We start from the raw sequence: 25,166 nt of genomic DNA on the forward strand, positions 1-25,166 counted from the left end.
CCGGGGTCCACTCATCAACCCGTACCGTCAGGAGTGAAGCGCGGTAGACCCCGGAACAAGTCCGGGGTGACGGCCTGAAAATAATGACAGACCTCTCCAAAATCCTCTCCGCCAAGACCTCGCTGACGCTGGCCGGCGTGCCATCGGGCTTTCTCCCCTGGCTGCTTGCCGACCTCGCCCGTGCGGCACCGACCCGCGCGGTGTTCATCGCGGCGGACGAGGCGGAGATGCGCGGCATTGCGCAGACCGCGGCCTATTTCGCGCCCGAGATCGAGGTCATCACCTATCCCGCCTGGGACTGCCTGCCCTATGACCGCGCTTCCCCCACGCTGCGGGTGATGGCCGAACGCGTCGCAGCGCTGCACCGCTTGCAGGCGCCGGCGAAAGGCGGTCAGCTCGTCCTCACCACCGCCAATGCCGCCACCCAGCGTACGCTGACGCCGTTCCGCATTCGGCAATTGATCGCCAAACTTGCCCCCGGCGAGCGCATCGGCCGCGATCGGCTGGCGGCGTTGCTCCAGGCCAATGGCTATCTCCGCGTCGAGACGGTCGCCGATGCCGGAGAATTCGCCGTACGCGGGGGGATCGTCGATCTGTTCCCCTCGGGCGAAGAGCAGGGCCTGCGCCTCGATTTCTTCGGCGACGAGATCGAATCGGTCCGCACCTTTGACCCCAGCGATCAGCGCACCACCGGCCGCGTTGACGGCTTCACGCTGCTCCCGGCTTCCGAAGCTTTGCTCGATGAGGACAGCGTCAAGCGCTTCCGCACCCGCTATCGCGAGCGCTTCGGCGCCACCGCGACGGGCGATCCGCTCTATCAGGCGGTGTCCGAGGGGCGGCGGCTGGCCGGCATGGAGCATTGGCTGCCGTTGTTCGAGGATCGGCTGGAAACGCTGTTCGATCATCTCGGCGACGACGCGCTGATCGTGCGTGATACCGGCGTCGCCGCCGCGGTCGAGCAGCGGCTGGAAGCGGTCGAGGATTATTACAGCAACCGCATCCGCGCCGCGACCAGCGACCCGGGCAGTTACCGCCCGCTGATGCCCAACATGCTTTATCTGAGCAGCGAGGAATGGGCCGAGCGGCTGGTATCCTCTCGCGCGCACCTCGCAACCCCGTTCCACGAGCCTGACAGTGCGACCGTACTCGATTTCGGCGTCGACGGCGCTCGCGATTTCGCGCCCGAACGCGCCGGGGCCGAGAATATCTACGAGGCCGTCGTCCGCCATCTCGCCAGCCTGCGCGCGCAAGGCCGAAAGCCGGTGCTGGCGAGCTATTCGCTCGGCTCGCGCGAGCGGCTGGCGGGATTGCTCAAGGAGCACGGCCTGTCCGGCGCGGTGATGGCCGATGGCTGGCAGGACGCGCTGGGCGCGGTCGACCCGACCGCAGCCGGGACGCGCGGGACCTGCGCCCTCATCGTCCTCCCCCTCGATCACGGCTTCACCACCCCCGATGTCGCGTTGCTCACCGAGCAGGACATGCTCGGCGACCGGCTCGTCCGCCGCACCAAGCGGCGCAAATCGGCCGACGCGTTCCTCGCCGAGCTCGCCACCCTCACTCCCGGCGATCTCGTCGTCCATGTCGAGCACGGCATCGGTCGCTATATCGGCCTGACCTCGATTCCCGTCGGCAACGCCCCGCACGATTGCGTCGCGCTCGAATATGCCGGCGGCGACAAGCTCTACGTGCCGGTCGAAAATCTCGACGTCCTCTCGCGCTACGGCAGTGATGAGGGCGCGGCGCTCGACCGGCTCGGCGGCGAGGCGTGGCAGCGGCGCAAGAGCCGGATGAAGGAGCGGATCCGCGAAATCGCCGGCGAGCTGATCGCGATCGCCGCCGAGCGCGCTTTGCGCCCCGGCGAAATCGCCGAGCCCGATGCGAGTGGTTACCCCGCCTTTGTCGATCGCTTCCCGTTCGAGGAAACCGACGATCAGGACCGCGCCATCGCCGATGTGCTGGAAGACCTTGCCGCCGGCAAGCCGATGGACCGCCTCATCGTCGGCGATGTTGGCTTCGGCAAGACCGAGGTCGCGTTGCGCGCCGCCTTCGTCGCGGCGATGGCCGGGCTGCAAGTCGCGGTCGTCTGCCCGACCACGTTGCTCGCGCGCCAACATGCGCAGAATTTCAGCGCGCGGTTCGAGGGCTTCCCGATCCGCATCGGCCGCCTCTCCCGCCTCGTTTCCGCTGCCGAAGCCAAGGCAACACGCGATGGCCTGGCCGACGGCACGATCGACATCGTGATCGGCACCCATGCCGTGCTCGCCAAATCGGTCGAGTTCAAGCGCCTCGGCCTCGTCATCGTCGATGAGGAACAGCGCTTCGGCGTCACCCACAAGGAGCGGCTGAAGGCGCTCAAGACCGATGTCCACGTCCTGACGCTGACCGCCACGCCCATTCCGCGCACGCTGCAAATGGCGATGTCGGGGCTGCGCGAGCTGTCGGTCATCCAGACCCCGCCGGTCGACCGGCTCGCGGTGCGCACTTATGTGATGCCGTGGGACCCGGTCGTCATCCGCGAGGCGTTGCTGCGCGAGCATTATCGCGGCGGCCAGAGCTTCCTCGTCACCCCGCGCGTCGCCGACCTGCCCGATATCGAGGAGTATCTGACCAAGGAAGTGCCCGAGGTCCGCTATGTCGTCGCGCACGGCCAGATGGCGCCAAGCGAGGTCGAGGAGCGGATGTCGGCGTTTTACGACCGCAAGTTCGAGGTGCTGGTGTCGACCACCATCGTCGAAAGCGGGCTCGATATCCCCAGCGCCAACACGATGATCATCCACCGCGCCGATCGCTTCGGCTTGGCCCAGCTCTATCAGCTGCGCGGCCGCGTCGGGCGGGCGAAGACGCGCGCTTATGCCTATATGACGACCCCCAAGGACCGGATCATCACCGAAACCGCCGAGAAGCGGCTGAAAGTGCTGTCAGATCTCGAATCGCTCGGCGCCGGCTTCCAGCTCGCCAGCCACGACCTCGACATTCGCGGCGCGGGCAATCTGCTCGGCGACGAGCAATCGGGACATATCCGCGAAGTCGGCTATGAACTTTATCAGTCGATGCTCGAGGAAGCGATCCTCGAAGCGCGCGCCGGTGGCCTTGCCCAGCGGCCGCGTGATTTCTCGCCGCAGATCACCGTCGATGCGCCGATCCTGATCCCCGACGATTATGTCCCCGATCTCGATCTGCGCATGGGCCTCTATCGCCGCTTGAACGAGATCGACGAGCCCCAGGGCCTCGAAGCGTTCGCCGCCGAGCTGATCGATCGCTTCGGCGCGCTGCCCGATGCGACCGAGAATTTGATCCGCCTGATCGAAGTGAAGCTCCACGCCCGGAAAGCCTGCATCGCCAAGCTCGATGTCGGGCCGAAAGGCGCGCTGGTCAGCTTCCACGACGACCAGCCACCCAATGTCGAGGGCCTGCTCGCTTATGTCGCGCGGCTGGGGGCGATCGCCAAGCTGCGCCCCGACAGCAAGCTCGTCATCGCGCGCGCCTGGGGCGATCCCAAGGAGCGTCTCAATGGCGCGCTGCAACTCGCAAAAGGGCTCGCCAAGGCCGCCGGCTGATTGAATTTGCTTGATGATTCGGAACGTTGTATCCTGCTTTGCACAGGGTTGGAGGGGCTCGAAAGATGCAACCTGCGCTCAACGATCGATGGGGAGCCTTGGCGCGATCGCTGCCGCAGCTGATGCAGGCAGTGTCCATCGATGAGGCGGTTGAGGTCGTCCGCAGCGTCGGCCGCGCGATCACCGGGGCGGATGGCATCGCGATCGTCCGCCGCATCGGCGATCGCAGCGCCTATGTCGCCGAAGACAGCGTCGCCCCGCTTTGGGCCGGGCGCGATTTTCCGCTGAACGAGTGCGTGGCCGGCACGACAATATTGCGCAACCAGCCGATCCTGGTGCCCGATATCGAACGGTCGGACGATGTCCCGCTGAACCTTTACCTCTCTACCTATGTCCGGCGGATGGCGGTTTATCCCTTTGGGCTCGATGAGCCGGTCGGCGCCATCGCTGCCTATTGGCGCAAGTCAGGCCCGATCGAAGATGAAACCGCCACGCTGCTCGGCGCGCTCGCCAAGGCGATGGGCGGGGTGTTCCAGACGCTGTTCATTCTGGAAGAGGCAAAGGAGCAGGCGGCGCGGGGGAAACGGCGGGCGGTGAGTTAGCGCTTTACCGGGCAATCAGCCGCACGAGCTCGTCCGCATCCACCGCCGGGCTGCACAGAAAACCCTGATAATATTGGCAGCCTTCCTTGGCGAGCAGGTCGAGCTGCGTTTCGGTCTCGACCCCTTCCGCAATCACGGTCAGGCCGAGCGCGCGGGCCATGTCGATCACGCCGCGCACCACCACGCGGTCGCGCGGGGAGCCGGCGATATCCTGCGCGAGCTTCTTGTCGATCTTCAGATAATCGAGCGGCAGGGCTTTCAGATAAGCGAGGCTCGAATAGCCGGTGCCGAAATCGTCGATCGCAACGCGCAGCCCCGCAGCGCGCAGCACGCCGAGCAGACGCGCCGCCGCGCCGAGATCGCCGATCAGGCCGCTTTCGGTGATTTCGACGGTCAATCGCCCGCGTGGGAAGCCGCTCGCATCGACCCGATCGAGGAAGATGTCGGCAAAGCCCGGCCGCGCGACATCGGCGGCGGTCAGGTTGATCGCCAGGCGCAACTCGCGCAAGGGCGCCGGCCAGCGCGCTGCCGCGGCCAGCGCCCCGCGCTGGATATGGTCGGAGAGCGCAATGGCGAGCTCGGCGCGCTCGGCGGCGGCGAACAGCGTCTCGGCACCCAGGGCGCCAAAAGCCGAATGCTCCCACCGTACCAGCGCCTCGACGCCGACAATCGCGCCCGTCGCAATCGCGACTTGGGGTTGGAACAGCAGATTGATCTCGTCCTGCGCGATGGCGTGGCGCAGATCGACCGCGAGCGTATCGAGCGAGGCGGCATCGGGTGCGCCGCCGCGGCGCACCACCATCGTCGCGCTGTCGGACGCGCGCGCTTCGGCCAAGGCCTCGCCGGCGCGAGCGAGGAGCGCATCGGCATCATCGCCGGCGCGCGCGGTGGCGAGGCCGATGCGGCAGCCCATCACCACCATCTGCCCGCCGGCGATGAACGGCCGTGCCAGCGCCTCGGCGATGCGGCTGCCGGCCAGCTCGGCCTTCGCCGCCGGTGCCGCCGTCGCCACGACGAAGTCGGCCCCCGTCGTCCGCACGGCGACGAAATCGGGATCCAGGATCGCCGCCGCAGCCTCGTTGATCCGCTGCAATGCGGCGCGGAGCAGCGCGTCGCCCATCGCGCGGCCATAAGTGGTGTTGACGATGTCGAACCGGCTGAGACTGACGATGATCGCGTGGAGTTCGCCCTCGCCCGCTGCCAATCGCTCGCTTAGCCAGTCGCGCGCGCTCGTGGAGTCGCGGCGCAACGTCATTGCGTCCGCAACGAGCGTGCGCGCGGTCGGCACGTCGATCAGCCGCTCGATCAGCCCGTCGATCCGGTCCGCCGCCGCATCATATTGCACGTGCAACGCGAGCCGGCCCAACGCCTCGGTATCGAGCGCGATCGCCGTCGACCCCTGATGCCGCGCCTTGCCGATCGCGCCCAGCACCGCGCGGCGCTGATCGCGCGACAGCCGCGCCAGGGCCGCGCGCGGCGGCGGATCGTCGTCGACCTCGAGCAAGGTCGCGAGCGCGGGCGTCAGCCGCAGCTGCTTGCCGACCAGCCGCCAGCCCAGCGCCATCGCCGGCAGCACGCGGCGACGATCGGGCACGGTGCGCTCGGCATGGCGCGCGGCGAAGCGCAATGCCTCGATCAGCTCGGCCTCGGTATGCGGACTGGCGAGGAAATGCGTCGCGCCGGCATCGAAGAAAGCGCCGATGCGCGGCGTATCAGGCCGGGAGACGAGCACGAGCAACGCTGCGCCCCGCGCCGCCGCACCCTCGCCCAGAACCGCTGTCGCCGCGAGACCATCGCCAAGCGCACCCCGCGCATCGACCACCGCCACGCGCGCGCCGCTGGCCGCAAAACGCTGTGCCGAGGCCTCCGCGCGGCGCGCCGCAACCACTTGCCAGCCGGCGCCCGCCGCAAGCGCCGCAAGCTCGTCACGCTGGCGGAAGGAAAGCAAAAACAAGGGCTCGCCCCCGCCGACCGGCATCTCTGCGGCAACCGGGGGCTTCAGGTCTTCAGGCACCATCGGCCCGGTCTAGGGCGTCTCTCGGCCAGCGGCAACGCCTGCGCGACCAAGCGCGCTCTTGTCTGGCCCCGGCGAAGCGCCTAGCTCAGGCGCACGATGAGCTGCGCTGCTCCCCTGATCGACACTCATGGCCGCACGATCCGCTATCTGCGCGTCTCGGTGACCGACCGGTGCGACTTGCGCTGCCGCTATTGCATGGCGGAGGAAATGACCTTCCTTCCCCGCGCGCAGATCCTGAGCCTGGAGGAACTGGCGCTGATCACCGAGCGCTTTATCGCGCGCGGCGTGACCAAAGTGCGGCTGAGCGGCGGCGAACCACTGGTCCGACGCGACGTAATCGAGCTGGTGCGTCGGCTCGGCCGCCATGTCGGCCACGGCCTCGACGAACTCACCATGACGACCAACGGCACGCGCCTTGCGCAGCATGCCGAGGCGCTGGCCGATGCCGGCATCCGCCGTATCAATGTCAGCCTCGACAGCCGCGATCCGGCAACGTTCCGCCACATCACGCGGCATGGCGATATCGCGCAGGTGCTTGAGGGCATCGCGGCGGCCAAGGCAGCGGGGCTGCGCGTCAAGATCAACATGGTCGCGCTCAACGGCCTCAACGATGGCGAGATCGGCGACATGCTCGCCTGGTGCGCCGACGAGGGCCTCGATCTGTCGCTGATCGAAACCATGCCGCTCGGCCAGATCGACGAGGATCGCGCCGATCGCTTCCTGCCGCTGACCAGGGTCTTTGACGATCTCGCCGCGCGGTTCCCCCTCGTCCGCGACGATCACCGCACCGGCGGCCCGGCGCGTTATTGGCAGGTCGAGGGCAGCGAAACCCGGCTCGGCCTGATCTCGCCGCTCACCGCCAATTTCTGCGACGGCTGCAATCGCGTGCGCCTCACCACCGAGGGCAAGCTCTATATGTGCCTCGGCCATGACGACCAGGTCGACCTGAAGACGGCGCTGCGCAACGAAGGGCTCGCCGCCGTCGATGCGCTGCTCGACGAAGCGATGCGGCTCAAGCCCGCCCGCCACGATTTCTCGGTCGCGCGCGGCGCCGGCCCTGCGGTTAGCCGCCATATGAGCGTTACCGGCGGATGAGGTCGTTCGAGCGCCGCGCGCTGCTCGCGTCGCCCACCGACGCGGCGCATGAAGCGGCGACGGCGTTGCGCGAAACGCATGAATGGGCGCCGCTCGACCAAGCCGATGTCGTCATCGCGCTCGGCGGCGACGGCTTCATGCTGCAGACATTGCACATGATGCTGGAAAGCCGGCGGCCGCCGGTGCCGGTGTTCGGGATGAACCTCGGCACCGTCGGCTTTCTGATGAACGAATTTCGCGACTTCGGCCTCGATCAGCGCCTCGCCATGAGCAAGGCGTTCCAGGTCCGCCCCTTGCGGATGACCGCCGAGACGATCGAGGGCGAAATCCACACGCTGCCCGCGATCAACGAAGTCTCGCTGCTGCGCGAAACCCGCCAGACCGCCAAGCTGGAAGTGACGGTGAACGAGCGCGTCGTGCTGCCAGAATTGGTGTGCGACGGCGCGCTGGTCGCGACGCCGGCGGGATCGACCGCCTATAATTTTTCGGCGCAGGGCCCCATCCTCCCACTCGATTCAGCGCTTATGGCGTTGACGCCGATCAGCCCCTTCCGCCCCCGGCGCTGGCGCGGCGCGATTTTGCCCGACAAAGCGCGCATCTCGTTCCGCGTGCTCGAAGCCGCCAAACGCCCGGTCAGCGCAGTCGCCGATCAGCGCGAGGTGCGCGACGTCGCCCGCATCGATATCGCCAGCGACCGCACGCGGGAACTGACCTTGCTGTTCGACCCCGAACACGCGCTCGACGATCGCATCACGATGGAGCAGTTTTTGGCTTAGGGCGTCCCGGTTCTCCATCGTCGCCCCAGCGAAAGCTGGGGCCGCTCGCCAATTCTCCCGATGCCAAACGACCCCAGCTTGCGCTGGGGTGACGATCGGGCTGCTTCGCCGGGGGCAACGAAACGCCAATGCCCCTTGCCTTCCCGGAAAAGCCGCTGCTATAGGCCGCGCCTCGACGGGCGGTGCGCCGCCCCTTGCCGCCGTTCCCCGATAGCTCAGCGGTAGAGCACTCGACTGTTAATCGAGCGGCCGTTGGTTCGAATCCAACTCGGGGAGCCAGCGCTGGCCGATCACAACGCCCAGAGCGATAATGCCCGATGATGCATGCGCCGATTGCCCCTGAGCGACCCGATCGCCAACGTGCCCCGGCGCCCGGTCCGGTGATCCGCGCGCTGACGCTGCTGATTGCGGTGGCGGCGCTGATCGTGCCTGCCGCGATCGTGCGGTTCATGCCGCGACCCGTGCCGCACTTGCATCACCACGGGCGGCCGCCGAAAGTGGTGCCGCCGACGCAATTGCCTCCGGTCGAGCCGGTAGCCGTCGAGAATCTCAGCCCCGATGACGCGCGCGCGATCAATGCGGCGGTGCCGTTCACCGATCGCGTCGTACCTGCCGCGCGCCCCTTCCGGTTGCAGACCGATCCGGTCGACCATGCCCGCGCGGTCGACTGCCTTGCCGCCGCCGAACTCTACGAAGCCGGTAACGACGCGACCGGCGAGCGCGCGGTGGCGCAAGTCGTGCTCAATCGGCTGCGGCATCCCGCTTTCCCCAAAACCGTTTGCGGCGTCGTCTTCCAGGGGTCGGACCGCAGCACCGGTTGCCAGTTCACCTTCACTTGCGACGGCGCGCTGCAACGCCACGCCTGGTCGGCGCCCGCCTGGACGCGCGCGCGGCTGATCGCCGAAGCAGCGCTGGGCGGCGCCGTGTTCGCGCAGGTCGGCTATGCGACGCATTACCACACCGATTGGGTGGTGCCTTATTGGAGCGCGAGCCTCGACAAGGTCGCCGCGGTGGGCGCGCATCTGTTCTTTCGCTGGACCGGCTGGTGGGGCACGCCCGCCGCGTTCGTCACGCACGCCGGCGGGGCCGAGCCGGCCATCGCGACGCTGGCGCTTTATTCGCCCGCGCATCGCGCCGGGGTACTCGCCGGCGATCTGCTGACGCCCGAGCAGCGCTTGGCACTCGTCAACGGCGCCATCGCCAAGCTGCCGCCGCCGGTCGCAGGGGACGCGAGCAGCTTCCTCGTCACCATCGATGCCGGCATCCCCGCCGCCGATCTGGCGCGGCTCGCGGTGCACAGCTGCGGCGAGCGGTCCTATTGCAAGTTCATGGCGTGGACCTCGACGCGCGAGACGCCGAAACGCCTGCCGCTCGGCTCAGGCCAGATCGCAACGATGGCGTTCAGCTATCTGCGCGATCACGATCATTTCTTCGACAAGATGCTGTGGAATTGCCGCGTCTTCGCCGGCATTCCCAAAGCGCAGTGCATGAAAGCGCAGACGTTTCAGCCGGTGATGCCGGCCGCCGAGCCCGCCGTGCCGATCGCCGAGCCGAAGGCGGCCGATGCGCCTTTGGCGAGCGATGTGGGGAATTCGAGCGGTCGGTGAATGCGCCACCTAAACCCTCTCCCCTTGAGGGAGTTCGGGGTCGGCCATGCCCCCGGCATGGCCTAAACAGCGCGGGGCGCTGTTTACCCCGAACTGGATACGAAGACTTGGCAGCTTGCTGCCTAGTCGGAGTTGGGAGAGGGGTGAATCCCGGCTATCGACGGTCGGAGTGCCCCTCTCCAAGTTTCGCTAAGCGCTAGCGCGCTAAGCTTCACTATCCTCTCCCGCGAGGGGAGAGGAATTGCCTAGCCCCGACGCTTCACGCCGCCCGATCGAACATCTCCGGCGCCAGCGCCATCACCGCATCGGCGCCACCCTCTATCTTGCGACGCAGCGCGCCCGCGTCGGGCAAAATCCGCTCGGCATAATAGCGCGCGGTCAGCAGCTTGGCTTCGAGGAAGCCACGATCGAGCCCCTCGCCGCCTTCGTTCAGCAAGTGCGTCGCCGCCGTCGCCATGCGCAGCCACATCAGGCCAACCGCGACGATGCCCATCAGGTGCATATAGCTGTGCGCGCCGGCGCCGACATTGTCGGGGCTCTTGATGCCGTTCTGGACGAACCAGAGCGTCGCCGCCTGCAGATCGTTGTTCGCCCGCTCCAGCCGCCCGGCGAAATCGGCGAGGCTTTCCACTTGCTTCGCCGCCGCAATCTCTTCGCCGACGATCTTGAACAGCGTCTGCACCGCGCGGCCGCCATTCTGGGCGAGCTTGCGGCCAACGAGGTCCATCGCCTGCACGCCGTTGGTGCCTTCGTAGATCATCGCGATCCGCGCATCGCGGACATATTGCTCCATCCCCCATTCGGCGATGTAGCCATGGCCGCCATAAACCTGCTGCGCGTTGGTCGCGATCTCATAGCCCTTGTCGGTGCCATAGCCCTTGATCACCGGGGTCAGCAGCCCGATCAAATCGGCGGCGAGCTCGCGCTCCGCCTCGGTCGGCGCCTTGTGCTCGAGATCGACCTGGAGCGCGCCCCACAAGCACAGAGCGCGCAACCCCTCGGTCAGCGCCTTGCCTTCCATCAGCATGCGGCGGACATCGGGGTGGACGAACAGCGTGTCGGCCTTTTCGTTCGGCTCCTTGGCACCCGTCAGCGCGCGGCCCTGGCGGCGATCATGCGCGTATTGGACGGCGTTCTGGTAGGCCGTTTCCGCCACCGCCAGCCCCTGCAAGCCCACGCCGAGCCGCGCCGCGTTCATCATGATGAACATCGCGGCGAGGCCCTTCATTTCCTCGCCGACCAGCCAGCCCTTGGCGCCGTCATAATTCATCACGCAGGTCGAATTGCCGTGAATGCCCATCTTGTGCTCGATCGAGCCGCAAGTCACCGCATTGCGCGCGCCCAGCGAGCCATCCGCGTTCACCAGGAACTTGGGCACGACGAACAGCGAAATACCCTTGGTCGAATCGGGCGCGCCCGGCGTCTTGGCCAGCACGAGATGAATGATGTTCTCGGTCAAGTCATGCTCGCCCGACGAGATGAAGATCTTGGTGCCGGTGATCGCGTAAGAGCCATCCGCCTGCGGCTCGGCCTTGGTCTTGATGAGGCCCAGATCGGTACCGCATTGCGGCTCGGTCAGGTTCATCGTGCCGCCCCATTCGCCCGACACCATCTTAGGCACGTACATCGCCTGCTGCTCGGGCGAGCCCTTGACGAGCAGCGCCGCCGTCGCGCCGTGCGTGAGCCCCGGATACATGGCGAAGGCCATGTTGGCCGAGATCATATATTCCTCGAACGCGGTCGACACGACATGCGGCATCGCCTGCCCACCAAATTCCGCCGGCGCGCTCAGCGTCGACCAGCCCTGCTCGACAAACTGGCGATAGGCGTCCTTGAAGCCCTCGGGCGTCGTCACCGAGCCATCGTCGTGCCGCGTGCAGCCCTGCTGATCGCCCGACAGGTTGAGCGGGAACAGCACTTCCGCCACGAACTTGCCGCCCTCATCGAGCACCGCATCGACCACATCGGGCGTCGAGTTCTCGAACCCCGGCAGATTGGCGTAATTGGCGAGACCGACGACATGCTCGAGGATGAAGCGCGTATCGCGGACGGGCGGCGTGTAATTAGGCATGAGTTCCTCTCAATGAGCGGCGCTGATCAACGCTTATCGCGTCAGCGCGCGTGGCGGTCTTGCTCGAGCACGGGCTCCAGCATGGCAATGAAGTGCGACAATTCGTCGATCGCCGCGTCAATGTCTTTCTTCTGCGCGGCGAGCAGCGCGACGCGTTCGCGGCATTTGGCGATGGTCACCTCGCGCTGAACGCGGCGGCCGTCACCGATGTCGTACAGGTCGATCATCTCGCGAATTTCGGCCAGGCTGAACCCGACCCGCTTGCCCCGCAAAATCCAGGCGAGGCGGGCGCGGTCGCGCTCGGTATAGATGCGCGCGGTGCCGCGCCGTTCGGGCGCGATCAGGCCCTCGTCCTCGTAGAAGCGAAGCGCGCGCGCGGTGACGCCGAATTCAGCCGAGAGGTCGGAAATCGAATAGACCTGCCCGTCCGGCTGCGGATCGATCGGCGCATAGGCGGCGACGGGCGTCATACCGCCTTTCTTACGTAACGTTTACGTGAACGTCAAGCGCTCACTCTCACCCTTTATCGTCATGCCGGACCCGTTCCGGCATCCACCGCGCCACTGGCAATGTCGTCAGCCTGGGATGTCCATCGACCGGGATAACCAGCCACCTGAGCCCAGGAAGTGAGGTGGATGCCGGAACAGGTCCGGCATGACGGTTAGAATTTGCGGTCACCCTACCCCCCGCAGAGCAACTTCCCCTTGCCGTTGCGCATCGCCGAGGCTTCCGACAGCGAATTGCTGAGCAGCGCCACGTCGAGCGCGGCGAGCGACGCCCGCCCGGTGCACAGATGCGCGCAGCCGGCGGGCACATTGGGCGGAAAGACGATGCGGTCGCCTTCATAGCGCGCATCGAACTCGCACCCCTCGGCGCCGTCCATCCGCACATGCACCAGATCGCCCGCCCGCGTCGCGGTGCCGCTGCCCGAGCAGCTATGCCCCGGCCCGTAATCGACATACGCGCCGATGCGGAAATCGAGCCGGCCGGGGATCACGCACACCCGATCGGTGTCGCGCGCATAGAGCCCGGTCAGGTCGGTATTGGCGGGATCGGGGATCACGCCGGCGGCAATCGCCGCGCTTTCGAGATCGGGCGCGCTGGAGGCCTTGGCGGTCGGCGCCGATGGCTGCTTGTCCCCGCACGCCGTGAGCAGCGCCAACGCGACGCCCGCCATAACAGCGCCGATCCGCCTCATGGCACCCGCGCCAGCGCGTCGCGCTCCCCGTCCCCGTCGATGCGCCGGAAAAAGCAGCTGCGCGCGCCGGTGTGGCACGCCGGACCCGCCGGATCGGCGATGATCCACACCGCATCCTGATCGCAATCGATGCGGATTTCGGCGACGCGCAGGATGTTGCCCGAGGTCTCGCCCTTCTTCCACAGCCGCCCCCGGCTGCGCGACCAGAACGTCGCCTCCCCGCTCGCCCGCGTCGCGGCAAGCGCCTCGGCGTTCATATGCGCGACCATCAACACCTCCCCCGACGCGCGATCGGTGACGACCGCGGTAATGAGGCCGGCGGCGTCGTAGGCGGGATCGAGGACGAGCGAGGTGTCGCGGGAGGTCATGCGCGGCGGTGTAGCGTGGGGGTATGGGGGGCGGCAAGGTTTGGGGGGGCGCCAGCTTTGCGTCTCAAACAGTCTCGAACCATAGCATCCCGCATTTATGGGCGGTGCCGCGCAGATGCCAAAAAAGAAAAATCAGCGCGAGGCCAGCGGCACCGAGACCCAGTTGTTCTCTCCCCGCTCGTGCAGCAGTCCGAGAAAATCGATTGGCGCAGCGCTTTTTTGCGTAAGTCGCAGACGCACCGGGTGCGCTGGCGTCAGCGCTGCCCCGGAGGGTTGGAGAAAAATACCGTTCGTGACAATGCCATTGTCGAGCCGAACGCCAGCGTTGTATCCGCTGATGTTCATAGAAACGCCCGGTGTTTCCCACCCAACTTCAACCTCGGGGTTGTTGACGAGAGCAACAAACTTCACATTTGGTTCCATCAGATGGGACGCGCGCAGGACGATGTCGATTGCGCCGTCAGGCCCCGCCGAGGCGCTAAAGCTTAGGTTTGAGAACCCGAGGTGCTGGGGCGTAAAGGATGCATCGCCCTGAGTGATGCTTACTATTTGCGCGATTGCAGCCTCGAGGCCAACGGTGTGCATGTCGATGTAAAGCGTCTGCATTAGGATCGGCGGCATCGCGCTGCCGTCAACCCGCACCGGGATGATCCGCGTCTTGCCCTTGGAGGCCGCGTAGAGCGCATTCTGCCACTCCAGCTTGACCATATCGCTCTCAAGACTGGCCTTCGACACGAAGAAGAAGACGAACTCGGGAGCCTCAAGCCCCTTGTTCATCTGGTCGATGATGCCGTCGCCGGGTCGGATTGACCAAGAGTCGTAGAAGACCTGCTCCTTGCCGAAGATGCCGGCCAGTCGAATGGCAACGGCCTCGACCAAGGGCTTGTCGTTGTGATTGTGACTAAGGAAAATTTTGTGCGTCATGAAGCCTCCGCTGATGCTTCGCTAAATAGGGTTCGATAGCGTCCGTTTCACTGTCTGAGCGCCGGCTGATGACACAGTTCGCATCGGAAGGCGCGATGTGCGCGCAGCTCTGGTGCCCCCTCTGTCCTACCGCCCCAACCGATGCCACCCTCCCCCAATGGCGCTCGTCCTGCCTCGTTCCGCCAGCCGTCCGCACCTCGTTCAGCACCGGGAGTGGGCAACAAAGGGGGGACGTAGTGTCAACTTCGTCAACTTCGCTCGCGCCGGCGGGTGCGGGACTCGGGGGTGGGCGGAGCCCGATCGGCGTCTCAAAAGCGCGCGGCTTGGGCGGCATCGGGGCGGCTGGTGGCCCGCGGTCAGTCCCCCATGGTCACTGGGAACATTAGGGAACATTCGCCCACCATCGACCCCTCGCGTTGATGTGACAAATACGCGACAAAGACACATTGCCCCCCTATATGGCGCTCGACTCCTCGATCGAGACCGGCGGCGATGCTCACGACTCACCCATTTGATGACGATAAGCTGCGGGAGGAATGCGGCATTTTCGGCGTGTCCGCCGGCGATGGCGCGGCGGCGCTGGTGGCGCTTGGCCTCCACGCGCTGCAGCATCGCGGGCAGGAAGCCGCCGGCATCACCAGTTTTGACGGCGCGCATTTCCACACCCACCGCGCGATGGGCCATGTCGCCGGCAATTTCGATCGCGACGAGATCATCCGCGCGCTGCCCGGCAATGTCGCCTGCGGCCATGTCCGCTATTCAACGACCGGTGAAACCGCGCTGCGCAACGTCCAGCCGCTTTATGCCGAGCTGCAATCGGGCGGCTTTGCGATCGCGCATAACGGCAACATCTCGAACGCCGCCAAGCTGCGGCGCGAGATGGTGCGGCGCGGCTCGATCTTCCAGTCGACCAGCGATACCGAGACGATCATCCACCTGGTCGCCACCTCCAATTACCGGACATTGCTCGACAAGTTCATCGATGCGCTCAAGCAAGTGGAGGGCGCCTATTCGCTGATCGTGATGACGCCGGAAGGGATGATCGTCTGCCGCGATCCGCTCGGCATTCGCCCGCTGGTGATGGGGCGATTGGACGATACGGTGATCTTCGCGTCGGAAACCGTCGCGCTCGATGTGGTCGGGGCGGAGTTTGTGCGGGCAGTCGAGCCGGGGGAGCTGATCATTGCGCAGGGCTCGGAAATCCGCTCGATCCACCCCTTCGCTGCCCAGCGCCCGCGGCCATGCATTTTCGAATGGGTCTATTTCTCGCGGCCCGATTCGATCGTTGACGAGCAGTCGGTCTATTCGGTGCGCAAGGCGATCGGCGCGCAACTGGCGATCGAATCGCCGGTCGATGCCGATCTCGTCATCCCCGTCCCCGATTCGGGCGTGCCGGCGGCGATTGGCTATGCCCAGCAATCGGGCATCCCGTTCGAGCTCGGCATCATCCGCTCACATTATGTCGGCCGGACTTTCATTCAGCCCGGCGACCAGATCCGCCATTTGGGCGTGAAGCTGAAGCACAATGCCAACCGCGCGTTAATCGAGGGTAAGCGCATCATCCTGATCGACGATTCGATCGTGCGCGGCACCACCTCGCTCAAGATCGTCCAGATGATGCGTGAGGCCGGCGCCGCCGAAATCCATATGCGCATTGCCAGCCCGCCGACCCGGCACAGCTGCTTTTACGGCGTCGACACGCCCGAGCGTGCCAAGCTGCTTGCCGCCAAGCTCGATGTCGGCGGGATGACCGATTTCATCCATGCCGACAGCCTGAATTTCGTCTCGATCGACGGCCTCTACAAAGCGCTCGGCGAGGCGCGGCGCGATGATGGAGCGCCGCGCTATTGTGACGCCTGCTTCACCGGCGACTACCCCACCACGCTGACCGACCAGGACGAATTGACCCCGGTCGACCAGTTTGCCCTGCTCGAAGAGCGCGTCGCCTGATGAGCGATAAGCCATTGACGGGCCAGCTCGCGCTGGTGACGGGTGCGAGCCGGGGCATCGGCGCGGCGACGGCCAAGGCGCTTGGGGCGAAGGGCGCGCATGTCGTGCTCACCGCGCGCACCACCGGCGGACTGGAAGAAGTCGAGGAGGCGATCCACGCCGCCGGCGGCTCGGCGACGATCGCGCCGCTCGATCTGGTCGAGGGCGACGGCATTGCCCGGCTCGCCGATGCGATTGCGGGGCGGTGGCAAGCGCTCGACATATTGGTGCTCAACGCCGCGATCCTGGGCACGCTCGGCCAGGTCGCCGCGATCGAGCAGAAGCAGCTCGCCAAGGTGCTGGCACTCAACGTCAATGCGCAGGTGGCGCTGCTCGGCGCGTTCGACCCGATGCTGCGCAAGTCCGGCAATGCCCGGGTGATCGGCCTGACCAGCAAAGTCGCGCAGACCGCGCGCGCTTATTGGGGCGAATATGCTGCCTCCAAAGCGGCGTTCGAAGTGATGCTGCGCTGTTACGGCGATGAAGTTGCCGGCATCAGCCCCATCCGCGTCGCGTTGGTCGATCCCGGCGCGACCCGCACGGTGATGCGGGCCCGCGCTTACCCGGGCGAGGACCCCGCCTCAGTGAAGGATCCAGAAATCGTTGGCGACCACATCGCCGGGCTGATCCTCCGCGATTTCGAGACGGGACATTACGAGACGATTGGATGAGGGGTTGCGGCACTCGCCGGCGCCTGTCCTACATCCCCGATCTTTGGTAGGGCGCGACAGGCTCTTTCGCATCGCCGCGATGCATCCGCCGCATATCGCTGCTTCACCAGCGTCACCTGCGCGACTTCGATGCCGCCGCCCCGGAAGCCGCCTTCACAATACATGAGATAATAACGCCATAACGCTTGGAAACCGCGATCAAATCGACGCGGTAAATGGCCGTCGGCGATGGCGGCATCGAAGCTGGCGCGCCAGCGACGCAGTGTTTCGGCATAATCGAGCGAAAATGCCGTTTTATCCTGCCATTCCAGCCCGTTGGCCTCGGCAAGCGCGCGGAAACGGCTTTCCGACAACAGCATGCCGCCCGGGAACACATAGGCCTGAATGAAATCGACATTCTCGGCATAAGCCTCGAAAATCGCATCATCGATCGCGATATATTGGATCGCGGCGCGGCCGCCGGGCTTGAGCGAGCGCGCGATCATCTGGAGGTAGGACGGCCAATATTCCTGCCCGACCGCCTCGACCATCTCGATGCTCGCAACGGCATCGTAAACCCCGGTCACATCACGATAATCGGTGAGCGACGCCTCGACACCGGGCAGCGACGCCTTGCTCAGCGCGTCGAACTGCTCCTGCGAAATGGTGATTGCGTGCACGCGCCGCCCAGCCGCCGAGGCAACGCGCGCGAACGATCCCCAACCGCAGCCGATTTCCAGGATGCGCTCGCCGGGTTCGGTCGCGGTGCGCGCCAGGATCGCCTCGAGCTTGCGATGCTGAGCCACCTCGAGCGATTCGCCGGCCCCGGCCGGCACCTCGAACAGCGCGCTCGAATACGCGAGCGTCGGATCGAGCCACACCGAGTAGAAGTCATTGCCCAGATCATAATGGCGATGGATGTTCCGCCGCGCCCCGGCTCGGTTGTTGCGGTTCGCCAGATGCCAGAGCCGGCGCACGCCGCGACCGATGCCGCTCGACCGGCCCGTTCGCCCCAAGGTGCGGCGATTGCGCGAGAAGATCTCGAACAAGGCGACCGGATCGGGGCTCGACCATTCGCCCTTCGACCAGGCGACGTACCAGCCGACCGAGCCACCGCTCGCCAGTCGCAGCAATGCGCGCCAGCTGGCCAGATCGACAACGACGCGCGGCCCCGGTGCGCGCCCGCCAAGCAACCGCTCCTCGCCACCCGGCAAGGTGACGCGCAGCTCGCCCTCGGCGAGGCCACGGTCGATGCGGTCGAGGATACGGTGGCAGAATGGCGCCGTGAGCGCGAGCAACAGACTGCCAAATGTCCGCCCAGAAGCGCGCGATCGCTGGGCGGGCGATTCCGGCTCGGGCAGGATGGCATTCATCTCGGCGCGCTACATGCCCCGAACTTTTGGCGCTGAAAAGTGGGTTTTGTAACGCCGGCTAACTGATGGCGCGCACCGCGGCGAGCGCGCGGTCGCGTGCCTCGCGATGGCCGATCAGCTTGGCGGGATAATCCCGCGGCCGCGCCCCGCTCGCCTCGGGATCGTGGATCCAGGCATCGGGTACCTTGGCCAACTCGGGCACCCATCGGCGGATATAGCCGGCGGCGTCGAATTTCTCGGATTGAGTGAGCGGCGCCATGATGCGGACGAACATGTTGGAATCGACGCCCGTCCCCGCCGTCCACTGCCAATTCACCGCGTTGGAGGCGTAATCGGCATCGACCAGCGTGTCCCAGAACCATTGCTCGCCGCGCCGCCAGTCGATGAGCAGATGCTTGATGAGGAAGGAAGCGGTGATCATCCGCACCCGGTTGTGCATCCAGCCCGTTGCCCAAAGCTGGCGCATGCCGGCGTCGACGATGGGATAGCCGGTGCGGCCCTGTTGCCAGGCGCGCAAGTCGCGATCGGCAGCGGCGCCGTCGCGCCATTGCAGGGCATCGAACGAGGGGCGTGCGTTGCGGCGGCCGTAATCGGGGAATTGCAGGATGACGTTGGCGGCATAATCGCGCCAACCAAGCTCGCCGAGGAAGGTCGCCACCGATCCACCGGCATCAGCCGCGGCATGCCAGGCCTGGGCAGGCGAGATTTCGCCGAAATGCAAATGGGGTGAAAGCCGCGAGGTGCCCTCTACCGAGGGCAAGTTCCGCTGCTCGGCATAAGCGGCGGCGCGCGTGTCGAACGCTTTCAGGCGCCGATGCCCGCCCGCTTCACCGGGCTGCCATTCCTCGAAGCCCGTGGCCCAGTTGGGCTTGGTCGGCAGCAGGTCCCAATCCTCGAGCCGGTCGCTCGCCGGCCAGCTTTCGGGTGCCGGAATTGTGCGCGGCGCGGCGCGGGGATCGGGTGGCGGCATGGCCTCGCTCAGCGCGCGCCAGAAGGGTGTGTAGATTTTGTAAGGCGCGCCGGCGCCAGTGGTGACGCTGCCCGGCGGCGCGAGATAATTGCCGTTGTGAAGGACGAGATCGAGCCGCTTGGCCACCGCGCGCTCGGCATTGCGCCACCAAGGCTCGTAATGGCGAAGCGCGTGGACACGGGTAGCGCCGGTCTCCTCGGCCAGCGCAGCGAGCACCTCGTCGCATTTGCCGCGCCGCAGGATGAGGCGAGAGCCCTTCTCCTCAAGACCTTGCACAAGCGACTTCAGACTGTGATGCAGCCACCACCGCGACGCCCCACCCATCGCATAATGCTTGGGCGTCTCGTCATCGAGAATATAGACCGGTACCACCGGCCCTTCGGCAATCGCCGCCGCCAATGCGGCCTGATCGGCCAAACGCAAGTCGCGCCGCAGCCAGAGGAGCGTGGGTGCCGTCATCCGCGTCGATTAGCGCGGCTCAGCCCTCGCCTGCCATATCGCCAACGGTCCAGGTCTGGCCCTTGGCCACGAGTTTCTGGAGATCAGCGATCTTGCCCTGCGCAGCGCTCTCATTCTGGCTGACCACCGCCGCCTCGAAGGTCGGCTTGGGATCGTCATAGAGCACGCCGAGCGCCATCGGAAACTCGCCGAACGGCAGCTCGACCAGCATGTGCGCGACGGTGCGGTTGGTGACGTCATGGACGATGACGCCCGCCGCTTCCCAGTCACCATCGACCACATCGACGACGATCGGCGTCAGCGTCTTATGGTCGATCGCGATGCCCTTCGAGCCCCCGGCGAACAGCATCGGCTTGCCATTCTCCAGCCAGAGCTGCTGCGTCGCGGCGTTGGTCTTAGCGGTGAACTCCTCGAACACCTCGTCATTATAGACGATGCAATTCTGGTAGATTTCGACGAACGCCGCGCCCTGGTGGTGGTAGGCAGCCTTCAGCACCCCGCCCAGATTCTTGTGGATATCGATCCCGCGCGCGACGAACCGCGCGCCCGCGCCAAGCGCGAAGGCACATGGCTTCACCGGGTGATCGACCGAACCGTAAGGTGTCGAGGGTGACCGCGTCCCCTCGCGGCTGGTCGGCGAATATTGCCCCTTGGTCAGCCCATAAATCTCGTTGTTGAACAACAGGATCTGGCAATTGAGGTTGCGGCGCAGCAAGTGCATCGTGTGGTTGCCGCCGATCGACAGCGCGTCACCGTCGCCGGTGATGATCCACACGTCGAGCTCGGGATTGGCGAGCTTCACCCCCGTCGCCACCGCCGGCGCGCGGCCGTGGATGGTGTGGAAGCCATAGGTCTCCATATAATAAGGGAAGCGCGACGAGCAGCCGATGCCACTGACGAACACGGTGTTTTCCGGCACCGCGCCGATCTCGGGCATGGTGCGCTGCACCGCCTTCAGGATCGCATAGTCGCCGCAGCCGGGACACCAACGCACTTCCTGGTCGGTTTCCCAATCCTTGGGCGTGGTCGGGCGGACGGGGGTCATGTCGTTCATGTTCAAACCTTTCAACGTCATGCCGGCGAAAGCTGGCATCTCTTGCCGCGAGAGACCCCAGCCTTCGCTGGGGTGACGGCTTATGTTGCCAACATGCCCTCAATCGCATCCTCGATCTCGAAGATACGGAAGGGCTGGCCGCTCACCTTGTTGAGTGGCTTGGCGTCAACCAGATACTGATCGCGGAGCAGCGTCTTGAACTGGCCGGTGTTCATCTCGGGCACCAGTACCTTGCCATAGCTCTTGAGCAGCTCGCCCAGATTGGCCGGCAGCGGCCAGATATGGCGGACATGGATGTGGCTGACGCTGAGCCCCTTGCGGCGCGCCCGGCGAACTGCCTGGTGGATGGGGCCATAAGTCGATCCCCAGCCGACGACCGCGAGCTTGCCGCCCGCCTCGCCCAGCGTCACTTCCTGGTCGGGCACCTTGATGCCGAGCACCTTGTTCTGGCGGGTGTCGGTCATCGCCTGATGGTTGGCGGCGCTGTAGTCGATATTGCCGGTGCCCTGCGCCTTTTCGATGCCGCCGATGCGGTGGAGCAGGCCGGGCGTGCCGGGCTTGACCCAGGGCCGCGCGAGCTTGGCGTCACGAGCATAGGGCTTGAAGCCATCGGCCGGCGGTTCTTCGAGGAACGTCACCGGGAAGGGCTCATAACCGCTCATATCAGGCACGCGCCAGGGCTCGGCGGCGTTCTGCATATAGCCGTCGGTCAGCAGCATCACCGGGGTCATATATTGGGTGGCAATGCGCACCGCCTCGATCGCGACGTCGAAGCAATCCGCCGCCGAGCGCGAGGCGATGACGGGCAACGGCGCGTCGCCATTGCGGCCATAGACGGCTTGATAGAGATCGGACTGTTCGGTCTTGGTCGGCAGGCCGGTCGAGGGACCACCGCGTTGGGCATTGACGATGACCAGCGGCAGCTCAGTCATGATCGCCAACCCCATCGCCTCGGTCTTGAGCGCGATGCCTGGGCCCGACGAGCAGGTGACGCCGAGCGACCCGGCATAGGAGGCGCCGAGCGCCGAGGCGATTGCGGCAATCTCGTCCTCGGCCTGGAAGGTCGTGACGCCGAATTCCTTGAACCGCGACAGCGTGTGCAAGATCGCGCTCGCCGGCGTGATCGGATAGCCGCCGAAGAACATCGGCAGTTCGGCGAGGTTCGCGCCCGCCACCAGCCCCAGCGAAATCGCCTCCGCGCCTGTCACGGTGCGATACAGGCCGGGTTCCGCCTCAACCGCGTCGACATGCAGCTGGCGCAAGCGATGCGATCCCAACCCGCTGCCGCCAATCTCCGCCGTCTCGCCATAGGCATGGCCGGCGTTCAGCGCGGCGATATTGGCGTCTGCGAGCACTTGGTTCTGTGCAAATTTGGCCTTGAGCCACTCGATCAGCGGGGCGCGGCTGCGATCGAACATCCACAGCGCCAACCCCAGCGTCCACATATTCTTGCAGCGCAGCGCTTCCTTGTTGCCGAGCCCGAACGCCTTGACCGATTCGAGCGTCAGCGCGCTGATGTCGAACGCGAGCAGCTGCCATTTCGCGAGGCTGCCGTCTTTCAGCGGATTGCTGTCATATTTGGCCTTGGCGAGGTTGCGCTCGGTGAACTCGCCCTCGTCGGCGATGATCAGGCCGCCAGGCTTGAGCTGGTCGACATTCACTTTCAGCGCCGCCGGGTTCATCGCGACGAGCACATCGGGCGCGTCACCGGCGGTTTCGATCTGGGTCGAGCCGAAATTGATCTGGAATGCCGAGACACCGAACAACGTGCCCTGCGGCGCGCGGATTTCGGCGGGGAAATCGGGAAACGTCGCGAGGTCGTTGCCCGCCAGCGCGGTCGACAGCGTGAACTGGCCGCCGGTCAGCTGCATGCCATCGCCCGAGTCGCCGGCGAAACGAACGACGACCGACTCGCCATGGGTGGTTGCATCAACGGGTGAAGGGGGAAGGGTTTTGGTGGCGGTTGCCATAGCGTTCCTGCGCGACGTGATTTGGTGGGGGCCTCTACGCCCGTCGCGCGCGTCACCCAAGCATAAATTACGTCGGCTGTGCGACGGCGGCGGTTTGGGATGTCTCGCCCAGGGTCAGGATAGAGGTGGCATGGCGGCGCGCGACGGCCAGCGTGTCGCGACCGTAGCCGCCACCAAGCGTGCTGGCGAGCGGGACGCCACGCTCCATCGCGAGCCGCATGACCCATTGGTCGCGGCGGATAAGGCCCGCTTCACTCAGCGCCAGGCGTCCGAGCTTGTCGCCCTCGAAGGGATCGACGCCCGCCTGATAGAGGATAATGTCAGGCCGAAACCGATCGACGAGCGGCGGCAGCGTTTCGACGAGCGCGGCCATATAGCCATCGTCATCCACCCCATCTGGCAAGGGCACGTCGAGCGTCGAGCGCGCCTTGCGGACCGGGAAGTTGCGCTCGGCATGGATCGAATAGGTGGCGATATCGGCGCGCCCGGCGGTGAGCGCGGCGGTGCCGTCGCCCTGATGGACATCGCAATCGGCGATCAGCACGCGGGCGACCGTCCCTTCCTCGACCAACCGCACCGCTGCAATGGCGAGATCGTTGAACACGCAATAGCCCGCCCCAGTATCCGCCAGCGCATGATGGCTGCCGCCGGCGCTGTTCGCGGCATAGCCCCACTCGAGCGCGATCCGCGCCGCAAGATACGTCCCACCCGGCACCCGCTGCGCCCGGCGCGCAACCTCGGGCGTCACCGCAAAGCCGATGCGCCGCTCCTTGGCGCGCGGCACGCGCGCTTCGAGCACCTCGGCGACGTAATCGGCGTCGTGCACCGCCTCGATCCACGCGCGCGGCATCAGCTCGGGCTCAACCCATTCGATCGACGCACCGCTGTCGCGCAGCACATCGCGGACCAGGCCGTTCTTGGCCCATTGATAGGGACTGCCCGGCGGGGCGGGTGCGACATAATCAGGGTGATGGACGACGGCGATCATCGCCTTTAGCTAAGCGCAACACCCGCCCCGCGCCAAGGTGCTCAAGGAAAGGATCAAGATGACCGCCCCCCATGTTCGACCCGATGCCCAGGCGTTCCTGGCTTTTCTGGCGGCGTCGCCCGCGGCCCAGCGTCAGCAAATGGCGCCCGCCGAATCGCGGGCGATGTATGTCGCGATGAAGGACATCGTCGATCCGCCGGTCGGTACCTTGGGCGCGATCATCGATGCGATTGTCCCGGGTCCGGCGGGTGACATTCCGGTTCGGTTGTTCGATCCGCGCGAGCAGCGCGAGGCGGGGCCGGCGGTCGTCTTCTTTCACGGCGGTGGCTTCGTCCTCGGCAATATCGAAACGCATGCCAGCTTCTGCGCGGAAATGGCGCGGGTGATGGACCTGCCGGTGATCTCGGTCGACTATCGCCTTGCGCCCGAAAATCCCTGGCCGGCAGCCCCCGACGATTGCGAAGCAGCCGCGCGCTGGGTGGCTGGCAGCCCGGCTGCTCTCGGGCGGACCATCACCGGGCTGGTCTTGTCGGGCGACAGCGCCGGCGGCACGCTCGCCATCGTCACCGCGATGGCGCTGCGCGATGCCCCCGCCGCTGTTCCGGTGATCGCGCAGATGCCGTTTTATCCCGCGGCCGACATGGCGACCGAACACCCGTCTTACAGCGAATTTGCCGAGGGCTTCTTCCTGACCCGCGAAACGATGGACTGGTTCTCAGCCGCTTATCAAGCCGATCTGTCCCACCCGCGCGGCTCGCCGATGGCGGGCGATATTGCCGGGCTTCCGCCCGCCGTGGTCGTCACCGCAAGCCTCGATCCGATCCGCGATCAGGGCCGGGCTTATGCCGCCGCGCTCATCAAGGCGGGCATTCCGACGGTGTTTCAGGAAGCCAAGGGCAATATCCACGGCTTCGCCAATCTGCGCCAGGCAATCGGATCGAGCCAAGCCGATGTCGCCAAGGCGTTCGCGGCGTTGAAACAGGTGATTGCCGCGGCATGAGCGTCGATCCCGCCACCCTGCCCTATCGCCCCTGCGCGGGGCTGATGATCATCAACGGCGAGGGGCGCATCTTTGTCGGGCGGCGGATCGATCAGAAGGTGGAGGCATGGCAGCTCCCGCAGGGCGGCATCGACGATGGCGAAGATGCTACCACCGCCGCCTGGCGCGAGCTGACCGAGGAAACCGGGATAACCAGCGACCATGCCGAGCTGATCGCCGAAGCGCCGGGCGACTATTTCTATGATCTGCCGCCAGAACTGATCGGCCGCGCCTGGCACGGGCGCTATCGCGGCCAACGGATGCGGTGGTTCTTGTTCCGCTTCACCGGCAGTGACGCCGACATCGACCTCGCCACCCATCATCAGGAATTCTCGGCCTGGCGCTGGGCTGACCGGCACGAGGTCCTAGCGCTCGCGGTGGCCTTCAAGCGCGACCTGTACGCAGAGGTAATGGCCGCTTTTGCCGATCATCTGAGCCCGGCCTGACGCCTTTCGGTTT

At 66.1% G+C, this 25,166-nt stretch carries 20 protein-coding genes and 1 tRNA gene; 10 read left to right on the forward strand and 11 right to left on the reverse strand.

Annotation, left to right across the window (positions count from 1 at the left end):
- Nucleotides 1-83: 83 nt before the first annotated feature.
- Nucleotides 84-3,557 (forward strand): transcription-repair coupling factor, encoded by a 3,474-nt coding sequence (mfd, locus tag ACLB0R_RS15760; RefSeq protein WP_416644294.1) that lies wholly within the window; start codon nucleotides 84-86, stop codon nucleotides 3,555-3,557.
- Between the two features lie 98 nt (nucleotides 3,558-3,655).
- Nucleotides 3,656-4,159: a GAF domain-containing protein gene (locus ACLB0R_RS15765; protein WP_434953871.1), complete on the forward strand. Its 504-nt coding sequence runs from the start codon at nucleotides 3,656-3,658 to the stop codon at nucleotides 4,157-4,159.
- Nucleotides 4,160-4,163: 4 nt separating this feature from the next.
- Here the strand turns inward: ACLB0R_RS15765 and ACLB0R_RS15770 are convergent, their stop codons facing one another.
- Nucleotides 4,164-6,176, reverse strand: a complete 2,013-nt coding sequence (locus tag ACLB0R_RS15770) for a putative bifunctional diguanylate cyclase/phosphodiesterase (RefSeq protein ID WP_416644296.1) — start codon at nucleotides 6,174-6,176, stop codon at nucleotides 4,164-4,166.
- 96 nt (nucleotides 6,177-6,272) lie between these two features.
- Here ACLB0R_RS15770 and moaA point away from each other — a divergent pair, with 96 nt between their 5' ends.
- The 4 genes from moaA (at nucleotide 6,273) to ACLB0R_RS15790 (ending at nucleotide 9,654) form a co-directional block, all read left to right on the forward strand.
- Nucleotides 6,273-7,271 carry a GTP 3',8-cyclase MoaA gene (gene moaA / locus ACLB0R_RS15775; protein ID WP_416644297.1) on the forward strand — a complete coding sequence of 333 codons (999 nt, stop codon included), beginning with the start codon at nucleotides 6,273-6,275 and terminating at the stop codon, nucleotides 7,269-7,271.
- Nucleotides 7,268-8,047 carry an NAD kinase gene (locus ACLB0R_RS15780; protein ID WP_416644298.1) on the forward strand — a complete coding sequence of 260 codons (780 nt, stop codon included), beginning with the start codon at nucleotides 7,268-7,270 and terminating at the stop codon, nucleotides 8,045-8,047. Before moaA ends, ACLB0R_RS15780 begins: the two co-directional genes overlap by 4 nt.
- Before the next feature lie 204 nt (nucleotides 8,048-8,251).
- A tRNA-Asn gene (locus ACLB0R_RS15785) sits at nucleotides 8,252-8,326 on the forward strand.
- A gap of 38 nt (nucleotides 8,327-8,364) precedes the next feature.
- The gene (locus ACLB0R_RS15790; RefSeq protein WP_416644299.1) at nucleotides 8,365-9,654 is read left to right on the forward strand and encodes a cell wall hydrolase; all 1,290 of its coding nucleotides are present in this window, start codon (nucleotides 8,365-8,367) and stop codon (nucleotides 9,652-9,654) included.
- 259 nt (nucleotides 9,655-9,913) lie between these two features.
- Here the strand turns inward: ACLB0R_RS15790 and ACLB0R_RS15795 are convergent, their stop codons facing one another.
- From ACLB0R_RS15795 to ACLB0R_RS15815, 5 genes are all read right to left on the reverse strand, one after another.
- Nucleotides 9,914-11,725 (reverse strand): acyl-CoA dehydrogenase C-terminal domain-containing protein, encoded by a 1,812-nt coding sequence (locus ACLB0R_RS15795; protein WP_416644300.1) that lies wholly within the window; start codon nucleotides 11,723-11,725, stop codon nucleotides 9,914-9,916.
- Nucleotides 11,726-11,766: 41 nt separating this feature from the next.
- Entirely contained in the window at nucleotides 11,767-12,195 is a 429-nt protein-coding gene (locus tag ACLB0R_RS15800) for a MerR family transcriptional regulator (RefSeq protein ID WP_416644301.1), read from the reverse strand.
- A 209-nt stretch (nucleotides 12,196-12,404) separates the two neighbouring features.
- Nucleotides 12,405-12,923: a hypothetical protein gene (locus ACLB0R_RS15805; RefSeq protein WP_416644302.1), complete on the reverse strand. Its 519-nt coding sequence runs from the start codon at nucleotides 12,921-12,923 to the stop codon at nucleotides 12,405-12,407.
- Nucleotides 12,920-13,291 (reverse strand): phosphoribosyl-AMP cyclohydrolase, encoded by a 372-nt coding sequence (gene hisI, locus ACLB0R_RS15810; protein WP_416644303.1) that lies wholly within the window; start codon nucleotides 13,289-13,291, stop codon nucleotides 12,920-12,922. Before hisI ends, ACLB0R_RS15805 begins: the two co-directional genes overlap by 4 nt.
- A gap of 132 nt (nucleotides 13,292-13,423) precedes the next feature.
- A complete protein-coding gene (locus tag ACLB0R_RS15815; protein ID WP_416644304.1) occupies nucleotides 13,424-14,215 on the reverse strand; it encodes a toll/interleukin-1 receptor domain-containing protein in 792 nt (263 codons plus the stop codon).
- Nucleotides 14,216-14,707: 492 nt separating this feature from the next.
- On the opposite strand from ACLB0R_RS15815, the gene purF reads away from it, so the two are divergent.
- Nucleotides 14,708-16,165 carry an amidophosphoribosyltransferase gene (purF, locus tag ACLB0R_RS15820; RefSeq protein WP_416644305.1) on the forward strand — a complete coding sequence of 486 codons (1,458 nt, stop codon included), beginning with the start codon at nucleotides 14,708-14,710 and terminating at the stop codon, nucleotides 16,163-16,165.
- Nucleotides 16,165-16,875 (forward strand): SDR family NAD(P)-dependent oxidoreductase, encoded by a 711-nt coding sequence (locus tag ACLB0R_RS15825; protein ID WP_416644306.1) that lies wholly within the window; start codon nucleotides 16,165-16,167, stop codon nucleotides 16,873-16,875. The genes purF and ACLB0R_RS15825 overlap by 1 nt, the downstream gene beginning before the upstream one ends.
- Here ACLB0R_RS15825 and ACLB0R_RS15830 read toward each other — a convergent pair.
- The 5 genes from ACLB0R_RS15830 to ACLB0R_RS15850 all read right to left on the reverse strand — a co-directional run bounded on the left by ACLB0R_RS15830 (nucleotide 16,857) and on the right by ACLB0R_RS15850 (nucleotide 23,668).
- Nucleotides 16,857-18,227 (reverse strand): class I SAM-dependent methyltransferase, encoded by a 1,371-nt coding sequence (locus tag ACLB0R_RS15830; RefSeq protein WP_416644307.1) that lies wholly within the window; start codon nucleotides 18,225-18,227, stop codon nucleotides 16,857-16,859. The genes ACLB0R_RS15825 and ACLB0R_RS15830 overlap by 19 nt on opposite strands.
- A gap of 58 nt (nucleotides 18,228-18,285) precedes the next feature.
- On the reverse strand, nucleotides 18,286-19,656 hold the full coding sequence (locus ACLB0R_RS15835) for a cryptochrome/photolyase family protein (protein WP_416644308.1): 1,371 nt from the start codon (nucleotides 19,654-19,656) through the stop codon (nucleotides 18,286-18,288).
- A gap of 19 nt (nucleotides 19,657-19,675) precedes the next feature.
- The gene (locus ACLB0R_RS15840; protein WP_416644309.1) at nucleotides 19,676-20,710 is read right to left on the reverse strand and encodes a 2-oxoacid:ferredoxin oxidoreductase subunit beta; all 1,035 of its coding nucleotides are present in this window, start codon (nucleotides 20,708-20,710) and stop codon (nucleotides 19,676-19,678) included.
- Between the two features lie 80 nt (nucleotides 20,711-20,790).
- A complete protein-coding gene (locus ACLB0R_RS15845) occupies nucleotides 20,791-22,680 on the reverse strand; it encodes a 2-oxoacid:acceptor oxidoreductase subunit alpha (RefSeq protein WP_416644310.1) in 1,890 nt (629 codons plus the stop codon).
- A 67-nt stretch (nucleotides 22,681-22,747) separates the two neighbouring features.
- Nucleotides 22,748-23,668, reverse strand: a complete 921-nt coding sequence (locus ACLB0R_RS15850; RefSeq protein WP_416644311.1) for a histone deacetylase family protein — start codon at nucleotides 23,666-23,668, stop codon at nucleotides 22,748-22,750.
- Between the two features lie 58 nt (nucleotides 23,669-23,726).
- Between ACLB0R_RS15850 and ACLB0R_RS15855 the strand changes: the two genes are divergently transcribed.
- Together ACLB0R_RS15855 and ACLB0R_RS15860 are read left to right on the forward strand one after the other, a co-directional pair.
- Nucleotides 23,727-24,668 carry an alpha/beta hydrolase gene (locus ACLB0R_RS15855; RefSeq protein ID WP_416644312.1) on the forward strand — a complete coding sequence of 314 codons (942 nt, stop codon included), beginning with the start codon at nucleotides 23,727-23,729 and terminating at the stop codon, nucleotides 24,666-24,668.
- Nucleotides 24,665-25,153 (forward strand): RNA pyrophosphohydrolase, encoded by a 489-nt coding sequence (locus tag ACLB0R_RS15860; protein ID WP_416644313.1) that lies wholly within the window; start codon nucleotides 24,665-24,667, stop codon nucleotides 25,151-25,153. Before ACLB0R_RS15855 ends, ACLB0R_RS15860 begins: the two co-directional genes overlap by 4 nt.
- Nucleotides 25,154-25,166 lie beyond the last annotated feature (13 nt).

This window comes from Sphingomonas sp. GlSt437 (assembly GCF_048015635.2).
Classification (GTDB): Bacteria; Pseudomonadota; Alphaproteobacteria; order Sphingomonadales; family Sphingomonadaceae; genus Sphingomonas.

Bases quoted from the DNA above. Each gene is read 5' to 3' on its own strand.
- mfd (WP_416644294.1), top strand. From the start codon at position 84: ATGACAGACCTCTCCAAAATCCTCTCCGCCAAGACCTCGCTGACGCTG.
- ACLB0R_RS15770 (WP_416644296.1), bottom strand. From the start codon at position 6,176: ATGGTGCCTGAAGACCTGAAGCCCCCGGTTGCCGCAGAGATGCCGGTC.
- moaA (WP_416644297.1), top strand. From the start codon at position 6,273: ATGAGCTGCGCTGCTCCCCTGATCGACACTCATGGCCGCACGATCCGC.
- ACLB0R_RS15780 (WP_416644298.1), top strand. From the start codon at position 7,268: ATGAGGTCGTTCGAGCGCCGCGCGCTGCTCGCGTCGCCCACCGACGCG.
- ACLB0R_RS15790 (WP_416644299.1), top strand. From the start codon at position 8,365: ATGATGCATGCGCCGATTGCCCCTGAGCGACCCGATCGCCAACGTGCC.
- ACLB0R_RS15795 (WP_416644300.1), bottom strand. From the start codon at position 11,725: ATGCCTAATTACACGCCGCCCGTCCGCGATACGCGCTTCATCCTCGAG.
- ACLB0R_RS15800 (WP_416644301.1), bottom strand. From the start codon at position 12,195: ATGACGCCCGTCGCCGCCTATGCGCCGATCGATCCGCAGCCGGACGGG.
- ACLB0R_RS15805 (WP_416644302.1), bottom strand. From the start codon at position 12,923: ATGAGGCGGATCGGCGCTGTTATGGCGGGCGTCGCGTTGGCGCTGCTC.
- hisI (WP_416644303.1), bottom strand. From the start codon at position 13,291: ATGACCTCCCGCGACACCTCGCTCGTCCTCGATCCCGCCTACGACGCC.
- ACLB0R_RS15815 (WP_416644304.1), bottom strand. From the start codon at position 14,215: ATGACGCACAAAATTTTCCTTAGTCACAATCACAACGACAAGCCCTTG.
- purF (WP_416644305.1), top strand. From the start codon at position 14,708: ATGCTCACGACTCACCCATTTGATGACGATAAGCTGCGGGAGGAATGC.
- ACLB0R_RS15825 (WP_416644306.1), top strand. From the start codon at position 16,165: ATGAGCGATAAGCCATTGACGGGCCAGCTCGCGCTGGTGACGGGTGCG.
- ACLB0R_RS15830 (WP_416644307.1), bottom strand. From the start codon at position 18,227: ATGAATGCCATCCTGCCCGAGCCGGAATCGCCCGCCCAGCGATCGCGC.
- ACLB0R_RS15835 (WP_416644308.1), bottom strand. From the start codon at position 19,656: ATGACGGCACCCACGCTCCTCTGGCTGCGGCGCGACTTGCGTTTGGCC.
- ACLB0R_RS15840 (WP_416644309.1), bottom strand. From the start codon at position 20,710: ATGAACGACATGACCCCCGTCCGCCCGACCACGCCCAAGGATTGGGAA.
- ACLB0R_RS15845 (WP_416644310.1), bottom strand. From the start codon at position 22,680: ATGGCAACCGCCACCAAAACCCTTCCCCCTTCACCCGTTGATGCAACC.
- ACLB0R_RS15850 (WP_416644311.1), bottom strand. From the start codon at position 23,668: ATGATCGCCGTCGTCCATCACCCTGATTATGTCGCACCCGCCCCGCCG.
- ACLB0R_RS15855 (WP_416644312.1), top strand. From the start codon at position 23,727: ATGACCGCCCCCCATGTTCGACCCGATGCCCAGGCGTTCCTGGCTTTT.
- ACLB0R_RS15860 (WP_416644313.1), top strand. From the start codon at position 24,665: ATGAGCGTCGATCCCGCCACCCTGCCCTATCGCCCCTGCGCGGGGCTG.